Source organism: Xanthobacter versatilis (assembly GCF_043193975.1).
In the GTDB taxonomy this organism is placed as follows: domain Bacteria; phylum Pseudomonadota; class Alphaproteobacteria; order Rhizobiales; family Xanthobacteraceae; genus Xanthobacter; species Xanthobacter autotrophicus_E.
In genome coordinates, this window is sequence record NZ_JBAFVB010000014.1 from 90666 (window position 1) to 107034 (window position 16369).

At 63.7% G+C, this 16369-nt stretch carries 9 protein-coding genes, 1 tRNA gene and 2 pseudogenes; 9 read left to right on the forward strand and 3 right to left on the reverse strand.

Going from position 1 to position 16369, the window contains the following annotated elements:
- The first annotated feature begins 128 nt into the window (after positions 1 to 128).
- Together V5F66_RS20870 and V5F66_RS20875 are read left to right on the forward strand one after the other, a co-directional pair.
- Complete coding sequence (locus tag V5F66_RS20870) at positions 129 to 2636, forward strand: circularly permuted type 2 ATP-grasp protein (protein WP_393999605.1); 2508 nt, start codon at positions 129 to 131, stop codon at positions 2634 to 2636.
- Positions 2637 to 2816: 180 nt separating this feature from the next.
- Positions 2817 to 3701, forward strand: coding sequence for a transglutaminase family protein (locus tag V5F66_RS20875; protein ID WP_012112545.1), 885 nt, complete (start codon positions 2817 to 2819; stop codon positions 3699 to 3701).
- Positions 3702 to 3786: 85 nt separating this feature from the next.
- Here V5F66_RS20875 and V5F66_RS20880 read toward each other — a convergent pair whose 3' ends face one another.
- Together V5F66_RS20880 and V5F66_RS20885 are read right to left on the reverse strand one after the other, a co-directional pair.
- The gene (locus V5F66_RS20880) at positions 3787 to 5316 is read right to left on the reverse strand and encodes a malonate--CoA ligase (RefSeq protein ID WP_394094648.1); all 1530 of its coding nucleotides are present in this window, start codon (positions 5314 to 5316) and stop codon (positions 3787 to 3789) included.
- A gap of 61 nt (positions 5317 to 5377) precedes the next feature.
- Positions 5378 to 6748, reverse strand: a complete 1371-nt coding sequence (locus V5F66_RS20885; protein ID WP_394094649.1) for a malonyl-CoA decarboxylase — start codon at positions 6746 to 6748, stop codon at positions 5378 to 5380.
- A 295-nt stretch (positions 6749 to 7043) separates the two neighbouring features.
- Between V5F66_RS20885 and V5F66_RS20890 the strand changes: the two genes are divergently transcribed.
- The 3 genes from V5F66_RS20890 (at position 7044) to V5F66_RS20900 (ending at position 10579) form a co-directional block, all read left to right on the forward strand.
- Positions 7044 to 7721 carry a GntR family transcriptional regulator gene (locus V5F66_RS20890; protein WP_012112548.1) on the forward strand — a complete coding sequence of 226 codons (678 nt, stop codon included), beginning with the start codon at positions 7044 to 7046 and terminating at the stop codon, positions 7719 to 7721.
- Between the two features lie 545 nt (positions 7722 to 8266).
- Positions 8267 to 8343: transfer RNA gene (locus tag V5F66_RS20895), tRNA-Arg, on the forward strand.
- 874 nt (positions 8344 to 9217) lie between these two features.
- The gene (locus V5F66_RS20900; RefSeq protein WP_394094650.1) at positions 9218 to 10579 is read left to right on the forward strand and encodes a hypothetical protein; all 1362 of its coding nucleotides are present in this window, start codon (positions 9218 to 9220) and stop codon (positions 10577 to 10579) included.
- 456 nt (positions 10580 to 11035) lie between these two features.
- Here the strand turns inward: V5F66_RS20900 and V5F66_RS20905 are convergent.
- Positions 11036 to 11206 (reverse strand): annotated as a pseudogene (locus V5F66_RS20905) (IS3 family transposase); the annotation flags it as partial.
- Positions 11207 to 11402: 196 nt separating this feature from the next.
- On the opposite strand from V5F66_RS20905, the gene V5F66_RS20910 reads away from it, so the two are divergent.
- The 4 genes and pseudogenes from V5F66_RS20910 (at position 11403) to V5F66_RS20925 (ending at position 16342) form a co-directional block, all read left to right on the forward strand.
- Positions 11403 to 13559 (forward strand): KAP family P-loop NTPase fold protein, encoded by a 2157-nt coding sequence (locus V5F66_RS20910; protein ID WP_394094651.1) that lies wholly within the window; start codon positions 11403 to 11405, stop codon positions 13557 to 13559.
- A gap of 471 nt (positions 13560 to 14030) precedes the next feature.
- A complete protein-coding gene (locus V5F66_RS20915) occupies positions 14031 to 14909 on the forward strand; it encodes a nucleoside 2-deoxyribosyltransferase (protein WP_394094652.1) in 879 nt (292 codons plus the stop codon).
- On the forward strand, positions 14909 to 15442 hold the full coding sequence (locus V5F66_RS20920; protein ID WP_394094653.1) for a restriction endonuclease: 534 nt from the start codon (positions 14909 to 14911) through the stop codon (positions 15440 to 15442). Before V5F66_RS20915 ends, V5F66_RS20920 begins: the two co-directional genes overlap by 1 nt.
- Positions 15443 to 15710: 268 nt before the next feature.
- Positions 15711 to 16342: pseudogene (locus V5F66_RS20925) on the forward strand (tyrosine-type recombinase/integrase).
- Positions 16343 to 16369: the final 27 nt, after the last annotated feature.

Consider the following 16369-nt stretch of genomic DNA (forward strand, 5'->3'; position numbering starts at 1 on the left):
ATCGGATTGCGGTGCAATCTGATGGCTAAAACGTTCTCTTCTCTTAGGCTTAGAGGCGGGTTCAGATTTTGGACGGGATCGCTGCGCACATTCCGCCCACACCGAATCCGGCCCTGGAAGGGGTAGTCGTGTCGGGGGCGGAGCAGCGGAGCGAGGTGTTTGAACGGGCGGCCGCGGAAAGCCTCATCGGGGGCTACCGGACCCTGCCCGGCATCCGCGACGAGATGATGGACCAGGACGGCCAGCCGCGCCGCCACTGGATGCCGTTTCTTGCTGCCCTTGCGGAACTCGGCTCCGACGAGCTGCGCCGGCGCTTCTCCGCCGCCGACCGCTATCTGCGCGATTCGGGGGTCTTCTACCGCGTTTATGACGATACCGGCGGCGGCGAGCGGCCGTGGTCGCTCAGCCACATGCCGCTGCTCATCGAGGATGCGGACTGGCAGGCGCTCTCCGCCGGCCTCATCGAGCGCGCCGAACTTCTCGAAGTGGTGCTGCAGGATCTCTACGGCGCTGGCCATCTCGTCGCCGATGGCGATTTGCCCGCCGCCGCCGTGGCCGGCAGCCCTGAATTCCTGCGGCCTCTGGTTGGCATCAAGCCCGAGGGCGGGCGTTTCCTGCGGGTCTATGCCGCCGATGTGGGGCGCGGCCCAGACGGCCGCTGGTGGGTGCTGGCGGATCGCACCCAGGCGCCATCCGGCGCCGGCTACGCGCTGGAGAACCGCCTCGCCTCCACCCGCGCCCTGCCGGACGTGTCGCGCAACCTCAACATGCAGCGCGTCGCATCCTTCTTCCAGGCGCTACGCACCTCGCTGATGAAGCTCGACCGGACCGGGGAGGGGCGCATTGGCCTGCTCAGCCCGGGCCCGCTCAACGAAACCTATTTCGAGCACGCGCTGCTCGCCCGCTATCTTGGCTTCCTGCTGGTGGAGGGCGAGGACCTGACCGTGCGCGGCGACACGCTCCATGTGCGCACGGTGGCGGGGCTGCGGCGCATCGACGTGCTGCTGCGCCGACTGGATGCGGACTTCGCCGATCCGCTGGAGCTGAATGCCGGCTCGCGGCTCGGCGTGCCGGGCCTGGTGCAGGCGGTGCGCATGGGCGGGGTGTCGCTCGCCAATGCGCTGGGCACCGGTCTCATCGAGGCGCCGGCCCTGCTCGCCTTCCTGCCGCGCATCGCCACCCGCGTCTTCGGCCGGCCGCTCAAGCTGCCCCATGTGGCCACCTGGTGGTGCGGCCAGCCCGCCGAGCGGGCGCAGGTGATGGAGCATCTGGACGAGCTGGTCATCTCCTCGGCCTTCGGCCGCGCCCTGCCGGGCCTGCCGGATGGCGGCTCGGTGCTGGGCGCGGACCTCACCGCCACCGATCGTCGGCGCCTGTCCACCCTGCTTGCCCGGCGCGGCGGCGATGTGGTGGGCCAGGACATCGCGCGCCTGTCCACCACCCCGGTGTGGACCGGCGAGAAGCTCACGCCGCGCCCGTTCATGCTGCGCGTCTTCCTGGCCGCCACCGACAAGGGCTGGACGGTGATGCCCGGCGGCTTCTGCCGCATCTCCTCCGCGCCCGACGCCCGCGCCGTCTCCATGCAGAAGGGCGACCGCTCGGCGGATGTCTGGGTGCTGGCTGACGAGGCGGTGTCGGACACCACCCTGCTGCCAAGCTCGACCAATGTGAAGGTGCGGCGCTCCTCCGGCACGCTGCCGAGCCGGGCGGCGGACAATCTGTTTTGGCTCGGGCGCTACGTGGAGCGCGCCGAGGCGACGCTGCGCCTGTCGCGGGTGCTGGTGGGGCGGCTGGCGGAAAGCGGCGACAGCGGCACCAGCCCGCTGGTCACGCGCCTGCTCGGACTGCTGGGCGCCTGGGGCGCCATGCCGCGCGATCTCGCCCGCGCCACTCCGGCCCGCTATGCGGTGGCGGTGCTCACCCGCCGCGACGTGCCCGGCGCCCTGCCGCAACTGGTGCAGGCGGCGCGGGCCTCGGCCTCGGTGATCCGCGACCGCTTCTCGCCCGACGCCTGGCGGGCGCTCGTGGACCTTGAGGCCTGCGTCGACGCGCCCATCCCCAATGCCCCGTCCGAGGCGGACGCGGCGGAGCGGGCGGATGCCGCCCTGCGCATCATCGCAGCCTTCTACGGCCTCGCCTCGGAGAACATGAACCGGCTCACCGGCTGGCGGTTCCTGGAGCTGGGCCGGCGCACGGAGCGGGCCATCGGCACCCTGCGCTTCGCCCGCACCTTCGGCGAGGCGGGTGCGCCGCTCGGCTCCCTCGATGCGCTGCTGCAGGTCGCGGACAGCCTCATCACCTACCGCACCCGCTACGTGATGATGGAAGCGCGCGGGCCGGTGCTCGACCTGGTGCTGCTCGATCCGGACAATCCGCGCTCGGTGGCGTTCCAGGTGCATCGCATGGCCAACCACCTGAAGGTGCTGCCGGGCCGCGACCAGGACGCGCCGCCGCCGCTGTGGGAGCGCCTTGTCGCCCGCATGCAGGCAGAGCTGGCCGCGAGCACGGCGGAGAGCTTCGAGCCATCCTGGTTCGACGCCATGGAGAAGATGCTGATGGAGCTGTCCGACGAGATCGCCGCCCATTACTTCCTCCAGGGCCACGCCCCGGAGATGACGCACTCGCTTTCCATGTGAGCGCCTGGAGCGCTTTCAAGCGAAGCGGGCACCGGTTCGCGTGAAGAAAACGCGTTGGGTCAAGAGTCTAGAGCGATTGACGTGAGCCGGAGCGAGCGCAAAGCGCTCTGGCCCGCGCTGAGATCGAGCGAAACGGGTCACGGATGCGCCCCGTCCGAGGGATCCGCGAGGAAGGAAGAGATGCTCTACGACATCCGCCAGACCACCACCTACAGCTATCAGGTGCCCGTGCGGGTGGTGCGGCAGGTGCTGCGCATGACGCCGGTGGACCGCATCGGCCACCAGCATGTCATCGCCCACATCCTCGACATCGATCCCGATCCGGCGGAGCTGGAGCACGGCATCGACTTCTTCGGCAACGGCCTCACCTGGCTCACCATCGACCAGCCCCACGGCCATCTCTCGCTCACAACGCGCAGCCGGGTGGACGTGACCTCCACCGCTTTGCCCGACCCGGCCGAGACCCTGCTGGTGGACGATGTGCGCGCGGCGGCGCTGGAGGAGGCGGACCTCGGCCCGGATGCGGCGGCCCACGGCCTGTTCCCGAGCCGCGCCGTGCCGCTCGATTCCGAAATCACCGAGTGGACCGCCACCAGCTTCCGAGGCGACCGCCCGGTGCTGGAGGGCGGGCTGGAGCTGATGCATCGGGTATATGAGGATTTCACCTACCAGCCCGGCGCCACCCATGTGGCAACCCCGCCCCACGAGGCGTTTGCCGCCAAGGCCGGCGTATGCCAGGACTTCGCCCAGGTGATGATCGCCGGCCTGCGCGGCCTCGGCCTGCCGGCGCGCTATGTGTCGGGCTATCTGCGGACCATCCCGCCGGAAGGCCAGCCGCGCCTCGAAGGGGCGGACGCCACCCACGCCTGGGTCGAGATCTGGTGCGGGCCGGAGGCGGGCTGGATCGGCCTTGACCCCACCAATGCCATTCCGGTGGGGGACGACCACATCATCCTCGCGGTTGGCCGCGACTATGCCGACGTGGCCCCGGTGGACGGGGTGATCGTCACCTCGGGCGACCATCGCCTGTCCGTAGGCGTGGACGTGGCTCCTGTGGTGCGGTGACGCCGGCACGCGTTGCCGCCCGCCCGTTCGGCGCCTGAACGTTCCCGGTGCCGGTCAAAGCCCCGGCGCCGTGGCATGAGGGCGATCACGCCACGGCGCGGAAGATGTCCTTGTAGGTCTCGCGCAGCACGTTCTTCTGCACCTTGCCCATGGTGTTGCGCGGCAGCTCCGGCACGAAGAACACGCGCTTGGGCTGCTTGAACTTGGCGAGCCGGCTCTCCAGCGCCGCGTGGATGTCGGCCTCGGTCAGGCTGGCGCCCGCCACCTTCACCACCACGGCGGTGACCCCCTCGCCGAAATCGGGGTGGGGCACGCCGATCACCGCGCTTTCGGCCACGCCGGGAATGGCGTCGATCTCGCCTTCCACTTCCTTGGGATAGACATTGAACCCGCCGGTGATGACGAGGTCTTTGCCCCGGCCGACGATGTGCACATAGCCCCGGGCGTCGATCTTGCCGAGGTCGCCGGTGATGAAGAAGCCGTCGCGGAATTCCGCCGCCGTCTTCTCCGGCATGCGCCAGTAGCCCTTGAAGACGTTGGGTCCCTTCACCTCGATCATGCCGATGTCATCGGTGGGCAGCACCCGCCCGGTCTCCGGATCGGTGACGCGCAGCACGATGCCGGGCAGGGGGAAGCCCACCGTGCCGGCGATGCGCTCGCCGTCATAGGGGTTGGAGGTGTTCATGCCGGTCTCGGTCATGCCGTAGCGCTCGAGAATGGCGTGGCCGGTGCGCTCGAAGAAGGCGCGGTGGGTCTCCGCCAGAAGCGGCGCCGAGCCGGAGACGAACAGGCGCATCTTCGCCGTCGCCTCCCTGGTGAGGCCGGGCTGGTCGAGGAGGCGGGTGTAGAAGGTGGGCACGCCCATCAGGCTGGTCACCGTGCCTGCCGCCATCAGCTCCAGCGCCTCGCGCGGATCGAACTTGGCGCGGAAGACCATGGCGGCGCCGGCCAGAAGCACGATGTTGGAGGCCACGAACAGCCCGTGGGTGTGGAAGATGGGCAGGGCGTGGAGCAGAACGTCGTCGCCCGTGAACCGCCATTCGTCCTTCAGCGTCAGGGCGTTGGAGAGCAGGTTGTCGTGGCTCAGCATGGCGCCCTTGGCGCGGCCCGTGGTGCCGGAGGTGTAGAGGATGCCGCCGAGGTCTTCCGGCCCGCGCGGCACATCGGCGAACTCCGTGGGCAGGTGCGCCGCCCCGTCCGTCAGCGATCCGGTGCCGTCGGCGCCCAGGGTCTCGACGGAGGGCACGCCGAGGCGTGTCGCCAGGGCGCGGGCCTCGGCCTCGATGTGGGGCGGGCAGACGAAGAGCGTGGGCTCCGCGTCCGAGAGGAAATACTCCACCTCGTTCAGCGTATAGGCGGTGTTGAGCGGCAGGTAGACGCCGCCGGCGCGAACCGTAGCGAGATAAAGGGCGAGGGCCGGCCAGGACTTCTCCACCTGCACCGCCACCCGGTCGCCGGGCTTCACGCCCCGCGCCACCAGCAGGTGGGCGAGGCGGGCGGACAGCGCCAGCGCGTCGCCATAGGTCTCCACCCGTCCGTCCATGAGGGTGGCGAGCGGGGCGTCGAGGGCGGGCATGGCGGCGCGGATGGCGCCGAAGAGATGGTTGTCGCTCATGGTTTCTCTCGTGCCATCGGCCCCTTCTTCCGGGAACCGATCTGGTTTGGTCCGTCCTGCCTCAGGAGGTGGGAACGAGCGCGCGGCTGGCGGCCTCGGCCTTCAGCAGCTTCTTCACGGGTCCGCTCGCCACCACCTCGCCCTTGCCGAGGAAGGCTTCGTGGTTCTTCTCGATGTCCGCCAGCACATAGCGGTAGTTCACCATAAGCCCGGCGGCCTGTGCGATGCCCTTGGGCGAGAGGTCGCCCATGGGATTGATGCGCTCCAGCCGCGCGCCATTGCCGAGGTGGAAGCGGGCCACCGGGTCCACCGGCTTGCCCTTGGTGGTGCGGGCGACAAGGAAATAATAGGCCGCAGCCGCCGAGAGCACCGGCACCAGCGCCTCGCGCGTCTCCGGCTTCTCGGCCCAGTCCGGGGTATCGAGCGCCGCCAAAGCCTCTCGGTCGAGGGCGGTGAGGGCAGGGGAGTTCTCCGCCTTGCGCTCGGCGTCTAGCCAGGCGCGGAAGCCGGGCACGGGGGAGAGCGTGACGAAGGTGGAGAGCGAGGGGATTTCGCGGGAAATCTCCTCCACCACCTGCTTGATCAGGAAGTTGCCGAAGGAAACGCCGCCGAGCCCCCGCTGGCAGTTGGAGATGGAATAGAAGACCGCGGTGGTGGCCTTCTCCGGCTCCAGATGCTCGCGGGCCTGGTCCAGCACCGGGGCGATGCCGCCGGGAATGTCCTTCATCAGCGCCACTTCCACGAAGATCAGTGGCTCGTCCACCAGGGCGGGGTGGAAGAAGGCGTAGCAGCGCCGGTCCGGCGTATCCACGCGGGCGCGCAGGTCGTTCCAGTCGCGGATGGCATGCACCGCCTCGTAGCGGATGATCTTTTCCAGCACGTTGGCGGGCGTCGACCAGTCGATGCGGCGCAGCACGAGAAACCCCCGGTTGAACCAGGACGAGAAGAGGTGTCCGAAATCCCGGTCCACGGTGGCAAGATCGCGGCGATGGACCAGGGCGTCCATCAGATTCTCGCGCATGCGCACGAGGGAGAGGGTGGCGCCGGGCCCGAGGTTGAACCGGCGGAACAGCTCCTGCCGGCGCGGCTCGCTGGCGAGGTGGATTTCCGCTGCGGCCGCGTCGGAGCCGGTGCGGCCATAGCTCTCGATGGCTTTTTCGAGCCGCGCCCGGTCCGGCCCGAAGGTCTCCGCCAGCGCTTCGAAGAAGGCGATGCGCTCGCCGGTCTTCATGCGGGCATAGCGGTCGAGGATGTCAGAGGCCAAAGCCACGCCGGAGGCCTCGCCCCGGCCAGAGAGAAGCTGCTCGCAGCGCTCCACCAGCGTCGCCGCCTTGGTCGCGCCGGACACCCGGCTCGACCGGTCGAGCAGCGAGCGCCCGCGCTCCGCGATGGAGGTGAGGAGGTCGCCGAAGAAGGAAGTGTTGGAACTCATCGCATCGCCCCGCCGTGGTCTCAGAGCCCGCTGTCGGAGCGCCTATGGGAGAGCGGGAAGCCGGCAATGGCAAGGCGCGCGTGCGCCGCACGCCCCTTCTCTTTCGGCTGAGGGCGTCCCGCCGCCGTGCAGCGTGGACGCTCCCGCCCGGAAAGATGGGGCACTGCGACATCAGCGACTGACATGCATGACTTGAAATGCAGATTGGATTCCTTGTCAATAATCTTGTATGCAAGATTTCGCTGACTGCATCCCTGATGCCGGCCAGTGACGGTGGAGCGGACGGAGCGGGATCGTGCGTGGCGAGCGGACCCCGAGGCTCAGGGAGGCGCTGGAGGACGACATCGTCTCCGGCCGGCTGCGGCCGGGACAGAGGCTCGACGAGGTGGGGCTGGCCGCGCGCTTCGGCGTATCGCGGACGCCGATCCGCGAGGCCTTGATCCAGCTGTCCGCCTCGGGCCTGATCGAGATCCGCCCCCGCCGCGGCGCCTTCGTGGTGCTGCTCGGCCCGCGCGAGCTTCTGGAATCCTTCGAGCTGATGGAGGAGCTGGAAGTCGCCTGCGCGCGTCTGGCCGCCCAGCGCATGGGAGATGCCGATCGCGCCGCACTGGCCAGCGCCCATGCCGCCTGCGGCGCTGCGCTCGCAGGTGGAGATGTTCCAACATATTACAGCGCCAACGCCGCGTTCCACGCCGCTATTCATGCCGCCACCGGCAATCGCGTGATTCATGGCGAAGCCTCGCGCCTGCAGCGTGCGCTGCAGCCCTATAACCGGCTGCAGCTCGACGTCCCGCGTCGCCTGGAAGCGTCCTTCGCCGAGCACGAGGCGATCATGGCGGCGCTTTGTGAAGGCGACGGCGTCGGGGCTGCGGAGCGGATGCGCGCCCATGTGCAGGTCCAGGGCGAGCGCTTCATGGCTCTGCTCGCAGCCTTGCAGGCGCAAGCCGAGGCTTCGTCGGCGAGCGCCCTCTAAACTCGGGACGGAGACGGCGCCGGGTCAGGGGAGAGAATCTTCCGGCCGGATATTCCGCGGGATTCTCGCCCGGAAGCGCGGGCGATCGAGCCGAGGTCCGCCAGATCCATTGGGGATGTCGCGACCGCCGGTCCCGACGCCTGTTGCCGCCCGCGACGGCTTCCAGTATGAAGGCCGAAGTGACGCCCGCGTCACCCGCCGGTCCACCATCCGGATGAGCATCGCCTTCCACCGGCGGATGCCGCTCCGGCCGATGTGTCAGGCGAGAAGGCAAAAGTTCACAAGTTCAGTGTCTTACCAAGTTCAGTGCCGTGCAGGGATGGTCCGGGAGATCTTTTCTCTTGCGGAAAATCCACGTAAGCCCTGAATCAACAGCAGGCACCCGTAGCTCAGCTGGATAGAGCGCTGCCCTCCGAAGGCACGTGTCAAGCCGGCCGATGCGAAAAGTGTGAAGAAAAACGTTTTTGAGTTCAATGACTTGCGAGGGTTAGCTCATGGAGCTTAACTTTCGCAGCAAATCCGAGTAAGCACTGCGTAAGCAGCAGGCACCCGTAGCTCAGCTGGATAGAGCGCCGCCCTCCGAAGGCGGAGGCCACACGTTCGAATCGTGTCGGGTGCGCCATTGCAACTAAAAGTTGCTTTGGTGTTTGCGTGGCAGGCGCCCCGTTTTTGTCCTCGTGCCGGAAGCTGATTGGCACGCCTTGGCATGGACGTGGCGCGGGTCGTTCCTGCATCCGAATCCCGTCTACTCCAAATTCAATGGTCTATGAGATGCTCGGCTTGGCAATCCGTGCTGCCAGGGCCTCTGGTTTGTCATGAGGTCGGTAGACGTCGATGTCGTCCCTCCGCCACGATCAAGTCTTCGTTTAAAAGCCCTAGGATAGCCTCCGTCTTTCATCCTGCGGCCCAGCCCTCGCCCTCACTTCTCGCTGCTTGTTCGCCGATCTGAGCAATCTCCGTGACGGATGCGACGTGCGAGAGAGGGCGCCATCCTGCCGATCTAAATGATGGGGCACAGCAACCGCAACCGCCGTCCCTGCTGCCGCTTTTAACGGGACTGCGCTTCAGAATTTGTCGAGCCCTAACGATCGGCCGAAGAGGGTAGCGCTGTTTGGAAGACTCAAAGTGACCCTTGGCCGACCTCGACTGCCCTTCCAGCGATGTCCGCTTTGCGCCCCCATCTCGGCCATCGATCTGTTAACCTCCGCGGCCCAAAAGCGGACATTGCCAGTCGAGGCACGTCGGCACCTTTGCGCCATGAGCGGACTCGGGCTCATCGCCAAGAAGCGGACCTCTGCACCGATGCGTTGCGGAGCATCTGGACGGGTGGATCGAGCCTAGCCGTGGCTCCAGATTCTATTCCGTCACCGCCAACCTCCAGCGTTCGATCCCAAACCCCGGGCGGCCATTCCAGACATTTTCTGTCCCTACCGATTACGATATCAACGCAAGCTCCAGTGACAGCATCAGAAACTGGCACATAGTCTGGGGGGAAAATGGTGGACAAAGCCACATTGGTCGAAGCGATCATTTCCGACTTGATCGCCGCGCAAACCCGGACATTGGAGGATCTGACGAAGAATGACCCGTTCGGCTTGCCAAGGCTGCTGCCGGCGGGAAACGGGGAGACGATTCAGATAGACAAGGCCATCGACGACAACATCACGAAGCTCGCGAGCATTCTCAAGGCCGAGAAGCCGGAGCTCGTAAAGAATGTCCGCGAAGAGGAATGGCGTAGTTGGTTGCGCTCCGCGATCGGACCATTGCTAATGAATGTCAAGACTTCGGATCCCGTGAGCACGTCCGCGGCTAGCGTCCTGGCGGGGCTGAATGTCGAGATCACCTCGTTGATCGCGGGCCTCGGTCAGTCGGAGTTCGCTTTCGGCACCACGTTCCTGGACGTACGCGATCTCCCCACTTTCAACATCGGCCCCGTCACGTTCGAGACTAGGGAAAAGTGGCTCGATCGAAAGCTCACGGACGGCGGCATCAGCGAGACGATGCATCGCCGCATAGCGCGCGCCTGGGGCGGAGCCAAGTTGCGCCCGCGCAGGAAAAACGTCGACAACATTCGGGAGCGCGACATCCTGGATATCCTCGGGAATACCTGTTTCGTCTGCTCCGTCAAGCTCAACGGTCTGTCGGGGGAGGCCAGCCGCGAGTTCGCTCTGTCGGCGGCGCGTCTCGGGTTGACCTGCATGGCGATGCTCTGGGAGCAGTCGGCGAAGGCACTGAGTGGCATGAACCTGCGAATCGACCAGGGTATGCGAAAAGAACGGATGCTCAGGTTCGTTCCCAGCAAGATCATTCTACAGGGGTCGCGCATGATCGGAAGGCCAAGCGGTCCTTCGATCAGCGCGTCTGATTTGAATAAGACGCTCGCCAGGGAAGCGAACTTCTTTTCCGCGGCGGGAGAGGTGCTGGCCTACTTCGTCAGCTCGGACGGTGGCGTCGCTCGTCCCGAGTTGATGAACGCGCTTATGCAGTCGCTGCTGTGGTTTCATGAAGGATGCAGAGAACGCAACGACCTATTGGCGGTAGTCGACTTCGCAGCGTCACTCGACGCGCTCGGCGGGGGCAAGAAGGCGCGGGCCATCCTGGAGGTAATCGAGGCCCGCCTCGGTGCAAAGGGGGCTGATTCAATCTACCCAGGCGGGCCAACCCTGAAGGTGGTCGTCGACACAATCTACAGCGACGGCCGCAGTCGCGCGATTCACGGAACCAGCGACAAGATTGGTCACGACTGGACCAGAATGAGAAGTCATGCCGAGGCGCTCGCGAGGCACAGCCTCTTTGCATCGCTTAGTTGGGCGGGTGCGACGCCGCAGGCGCGCGACCCAGAATTGCTCAAGAAATAGCCTTATCCGAACGCATTTACGCACAGACGGACAATAATAGCTAAATAATTTTTAGATCATGACCATTTTATTTGCGAGAAAATTATTGCATACTGAAATCAGTTCGATTTTACGCCGGTCTATCAAATTAGAAATTCCATCCTCGCAAGTGCGGAGCAATTGAGCATTTGAAGCCACATTTCGGAGGCGGTGAGGGCGCTCTTCCTCCATCCAGCCAAAAGGCAGTTTCCACCTCGGTACAAGTATACTATTTCAAACAAGTGCCAAAGAATTATAAGTTGGCTTATTCCCAAATAAAACACGTTATACTTCGCACGTTATCTAAGAGCCCGTCCCGAAAGGGTTGAGCTGCTGGCGCGCTCGTGATTCCAGAGAGTTGTTCAGGCCATCTTGGAGCGAGCGATGTGGACCCCAGCCACTCGCCGGCAGCATAGTCGCGCGGGACTTCGATACGAAACGGATTTGACGGATGCTGGAGAGCGACGTGTGTGCCAGCAGGGTGAGGCCTTCCCGGGTCCGGTCATCCACCGCGGTGAGCATGCGGAAGCGGCGACCCCAGGTGAGCTGGTCCGATACGAAGTCGAGCGACCAGCGTTCGTTTGGCCGCATCGGGATGGTCACGGGCGCCGCCTCCCGATGGTTCACTTGCGGCCACACCGCGACGTCCCCACGTGTGCCAAGCTACGCCTGACAACGAGGAAGTGAGGGGGGGCAGATTATGATTTGGCGACGCTGGTTCGGTCGAGGCGCCTCCCAAAACGCCGATCCGAAGGCCGCAAGTGCTGCGCCATCTATCAGCGCGAACGAAGGTCATCCTGTTACCATGTCACTGAGCGCCGACCACCCGATCGACAGGCCGAACCAAGACGCGTTCGGTTTCGATCCTTTCGCCCGTGCTATTGCTAAGAGCATCGCAGCACTAGTTTCGCCTGAGGGATTGGTAATTGGGGTACATGGCCCTTGGGGATCGGGCAAGAGTAGTGCCGTCAATCTCATCAAATACCACCTCGCGTCGGCAGACCTGAAGGGAGCGGGAGATCTTACCCTCCTCGAATTCAATCCGTGGTGGTTTAGTGGCGCAGATACCTTGGCTTTGGCCTTCTTCAGCGAACTCGGCTCGGCGATCAGCAAGTCGCTACCGGACAAGGCAAAGGAAGCGTTCCAGGCCCTTGGTCGCAAGCTGGGAAGCGCTAGCCCTCTGATCGAGGCAGCGATGAACTTTGCCACCGCCGGGGTGGCCGGTGGATTGTCGGGAGGAGCAACGAAATTCGTCAGTGACCTGCTCGGCGGAGGCCGTACTGTGCAGGAGGAGCATGCTGAGCTTGCCAAGGCGTTGCGAGAATCCAATAAGCGCTACCTCGTCATTATCGACGACCTTGACCGCTTGAGCGCCGACGACGCGCTTCTGATCTTCAAGCTGGTGAAGTCGGTCGGCCGGCTGCCCAACGTCATCTACCTGATGGTCTTTGACCGCGAGCTGACCGAGGCAGCTGTCGCGGAGCGCTTCCCGTCCGAGGGCGCCCACTTCCTGGAGAAGATCATCCAGGCGACATTCGAACTGCCGCCGCCGGAGGCGGACGACCTTCGCAATCTGCTGCTTGGCAATGTCAGCCGCATCATGGGCGATGTCGAAGAAGACCGGCTGACACGGTTCATGAACATCTTCTTTGACGTCGTCGCACCGAATATCGCGCGGCCGCGGGATGTGGTGCGCTTGACCAACGCGCTGGAGGTGACTTGGCCGGCCGTGGCGGGTGACGTGGACCAAGCGGACTTCCTGGCCGTCGAGACGTTCCGGCTGTTTTGGCCGCAGGTCCATCGTGCAATCTATAACAACAAGGCGTTGGTTTGCGGTCACCAGCTCGGCTTCGAACCGCATGCGCTGGCTAAGGACGAGTGCGACCGACGCCTGCTAGCTAGCGTTCCGGAGGCCAAACAGCCGGACCTCCGCAAAGCTCTCATGCGTCTTTTCCCTGCGCTGGAAAACGCTTGGAGCAACCGCTTTTACGGCGCCGATTTCGGGCAAGAGTGGCGCCTCCAGCGCCGCATCTGTGTGCAAGCCCACTTCGACCCCTATTTCCGTTTCGCCTTGTCAGACCAAGTCGCGCCGGCCACCGAAATCGAAGCTTTCATCGCCCATTCGGGCGACGGAAAATTCGTTCGGGAAGCCTTACGTCAAGCGCTGGCCACTCCGCGGCGCCGCAGGGGCACCCGAGCGGCAATTCTCCTGGACGAGCTGACGTTCCGTGCGTCACAGGTGCCCGAAGCGAATATCAGTCCGCTGGTAACCGCGATCTTCAGCATCGCCGACGAATTGGATGTCCAAGCCGATCAGGCCGGGGCCTTAGCTATCGGCGACAACCAAATCCGCATCCATTCGCTGCTCAACAGGTTGGTCGGGGAGCGCCTAGCGGTCGCGGAGCGCGATGCGGTCTTGGAAGAGGCGGCGAAGCATGCGTCCCTCCGCTGGCTTGTCAATTTTGCTCTTCGCTGCGTTGGGCAGCATGAGCCTAAGGAACGGGAACGTCAGCGCGATGAGCCTCTGACCAGTGCCGAGGCGGCGGAGCGGCTCCGGGCCTTGGCCCTCGCGCGGGTCGAAGTGGCTGCTGCCGAGGGCACTTTCGTTCAGCTTCCCGACTTTGTGTCGAAGCTGTTTCGTTGGCGGGACCTCATCGGAGACGGGGGCGTCGAGCGCGTGCGCGGGTGGCTGGCCGAGCAGCTTGTCGATGATGCCGTCGTGGTCGCTTTAGCGCGCTCGTTTGTGGCGACCGGATGGACCCATGCCGCCGGGGACGTCGTGGCCCGGCGCATCACGCACCTCAACCGCGGCACCGTCGAGGCGTTGGTCGATCCCAGCGCTTTTAGGGCCAGGATCGCTGAACTCCTAGCGAACGCGAATCTCGATGTGGACAGCCGTGGCGCCTTGGAGGCATTTGAGGGGGCGTGGACGCAATCAGATCGAGGCGATTTCGGCGATTGATCGTAGCACCTTGCAGGCGCCGCGAGCCGCGGCGCTATCATGCTCTATGGGTTGCCCCCCAAAAGCAGAGCTGACGAGCGCCCGCAACGGGTCAGTTTCCGCCACAGACATTTATCGGCGACATGTCCGCTTCTCGATTGAAGTAACCCAATAGCGGACAGTCCGCTCCCGGCCCCGATTGCGCCGTTGCGCGGGTGAAGGGGATCTCCCGCGGCACCGACCGGCTCGGGGTGGAAAGCGGAAAGGTTGTTTCTGGTCGGCGTACCAAAAAGCTGTCCTTCGTCGCATAGCGATAGTGGGACTAGCCGAAAGAGATCTAACTGCTTTAAAACGAATCCACGCAACTGCAGACGCATTGGTAGTGCACTGAGACATCATTAGCCCCTGCAGCGTTGGCACCAGGCGCGCGCTACCAAGCGAAATTGACCCGCGGCGGAAAAGGTCGGAATAGAGGCATCGGAGTATACTGGAATGTTCACTGGACCTACGCGGCATTATCACCGCTGCTATATTTCGGCACCGTTCGGAATTGACCTTGGCGCTCTGACGGTGCTGCTTGACGAGCGAGCTATTGCCTGGAATTGGGCGGCAACAGCCGCACCTGGCGATTTGAGCCCTGCAATCGCAATCGACCGGTGCGATTTCTTGATCGCCATCTTCGACGGGAGCCGAAGTGACTACCGTGTCATGTATGAGATCGGGATTGCGGAGGGCCTGAGAAAGCCGGTTCTCGCGCTTGCGACTAACAAACGGGTCAACCCCGCAGTTCAATCGTTGTTTCTCGTTGTGGAAGTTGGACTTAGGGAAAGCGGTAAGCTCGGCTTTCAGCTGGACGCTTTTCTAGCGACGCCACACGAGGATATCTTTGAGAGGGGGCATTTAAAGCCGCCCCAACATAGATCTGTGCTGCCTAGATCCGAATTCCCCCCAACCATCTTGTCTGAGCCTCACAGCAATCTCGAGAAGCGGGTCTTCGATGTTATCGAGTTAGCAGGGGGAAGTGCCATAGTGGAGCCTTCCAATCAGGACACCAAGCTGCGACCGGATTTGTTAATCTGGCTGGCCGCTCAGGAACCACAGCTTCTTGACCCGGCCGTAATTGAGATAAAGCGCGACGCCTCGCCAGCTCAGGCACGAAAAGTCGAAGCTCAACTACGTCAGTTCATGAGTGTGAGCGGAATAAAGTCCGGATTCTTGCTCACCGAGCGAGAACCGCCACTCTCGTTTAGGTTCAAGTCGCCGAACGTGTTTTGGCTTTCAGTCGATCATTTCGTAGCGCTCACAACCGATGGCCGCCTGGGTTGGTATGTGCGTGATCTTCGCAACCGCGCTGCGCACGGGCTTATGTGATGGTCGCTATCCCACAACAACAAATCATCGCGCAGCTCGCCACGGGTGACGCAGGGAGCACAGACCAGAAGGGTGACGCACTTGAAGAAGTGGTCCGCGCTACTCTTTGCTTATTCAGTGGCGTTACACTTATCTACAAGAACGCCAAAGATGCGGCCGGATCTTGTGAAATTGATCTTTTACTGTCTAACAACTGTCATCCGGATGGACTTCCGTTTCTTCCACCCTATCTCGTTATCGAGTGCAAGAATTGGGAGACCCCAGTGAATGCGGCGACTTGCCGTGCATTTACATCAAAATTAAGGACTTTTGGAATGAAATTTGGCCTGCTTGTGGCCGCCAACGGGATTACAGGCGATGCTGCCGCCAAAACGGCCGCCCACGCGCACCTGAGGGAAGAATTTCTTCTTTGTGGTCTTATTGTCATAGTCGTAACACGCAATGAAATTGAGGCCCTTACCTCAACAGACGAATTGCTTGTCCTTTTGAAGACCAAATTCGGCCGGTTCGTGATGGGGATGGGAGGCCTCTAAGCCTAAAGAGGCGAAGCGCTCTTTCGCACTTCGCTGTGGATGAGAAGTCAGGCAATAAAGCTTTCGGTGTGAGGGCAGATGTAAGCGTAGCTGTCTGCTCGCCAAAGGCAGTCTTGCCCGGGACGGATGCGAAGCCATTTTCACATATGCGGCCGAACGGCAGCTTCCCCCGAATGCTCTCCAAAACCGGCCGTTCCGCTCCCGGCCCCTGTGTGGTAGTGCGCCTCGACGTTTCTCCGTCGGCCAATCAAGGCCAAGGAGAACTCACATGGGCCATTCTCAATTTGATGATGCCAGTCGCGAGCGTGCAGCTTGGAATGCGGAAAGCTGGTCGGCACCAAGCGCCCTCTCACCCAGAAACAGATATGGGCAATTCGGTTTTTCCTTGATCGCGAAAGACGCATTCGTGACCGCGCGCTTTTCGATCTGGCCATCGACAGCAAGCTTCGCGGCTGCGACCTGGTGAAGATCAGGATCCGTGACTTGGTCGCCGGTCCGGAGATCAGGACTCGCGCGATCGTCGTGCAGCAGAAGACAGGGCGGCCAGTCCAGTTCGAGATCACCAGCGATGTACGAGCGAGCATGCTGGCTTGGCTGGAGCGGCGCGGCGGCACCGTTGAGGACTATGCCTTTCCGAGCCGCATCGATCACGCGCGCCACATGAGCACAAGGCAGTATGCTCGCCTGGTCGACGAGTGGGTCACCGCGATCGGCCTACGCCCAGAGGAATATGGCACTCACTCGCTCCGTCGCACGAAGGCGTCCATGATCTATAAAGCGACCGGCAACATCCGCGCCATCCAGATCTTGCTCGGTCACTCCAAGATTGAGAATACAGTCCGATATCTTGGCGTCGACGTGGAGGACGCTCTGCTGCTGGCAGAGCGCACTGAAATCTGACGTTGGGCGGCCATCCGAGCAGGGCGC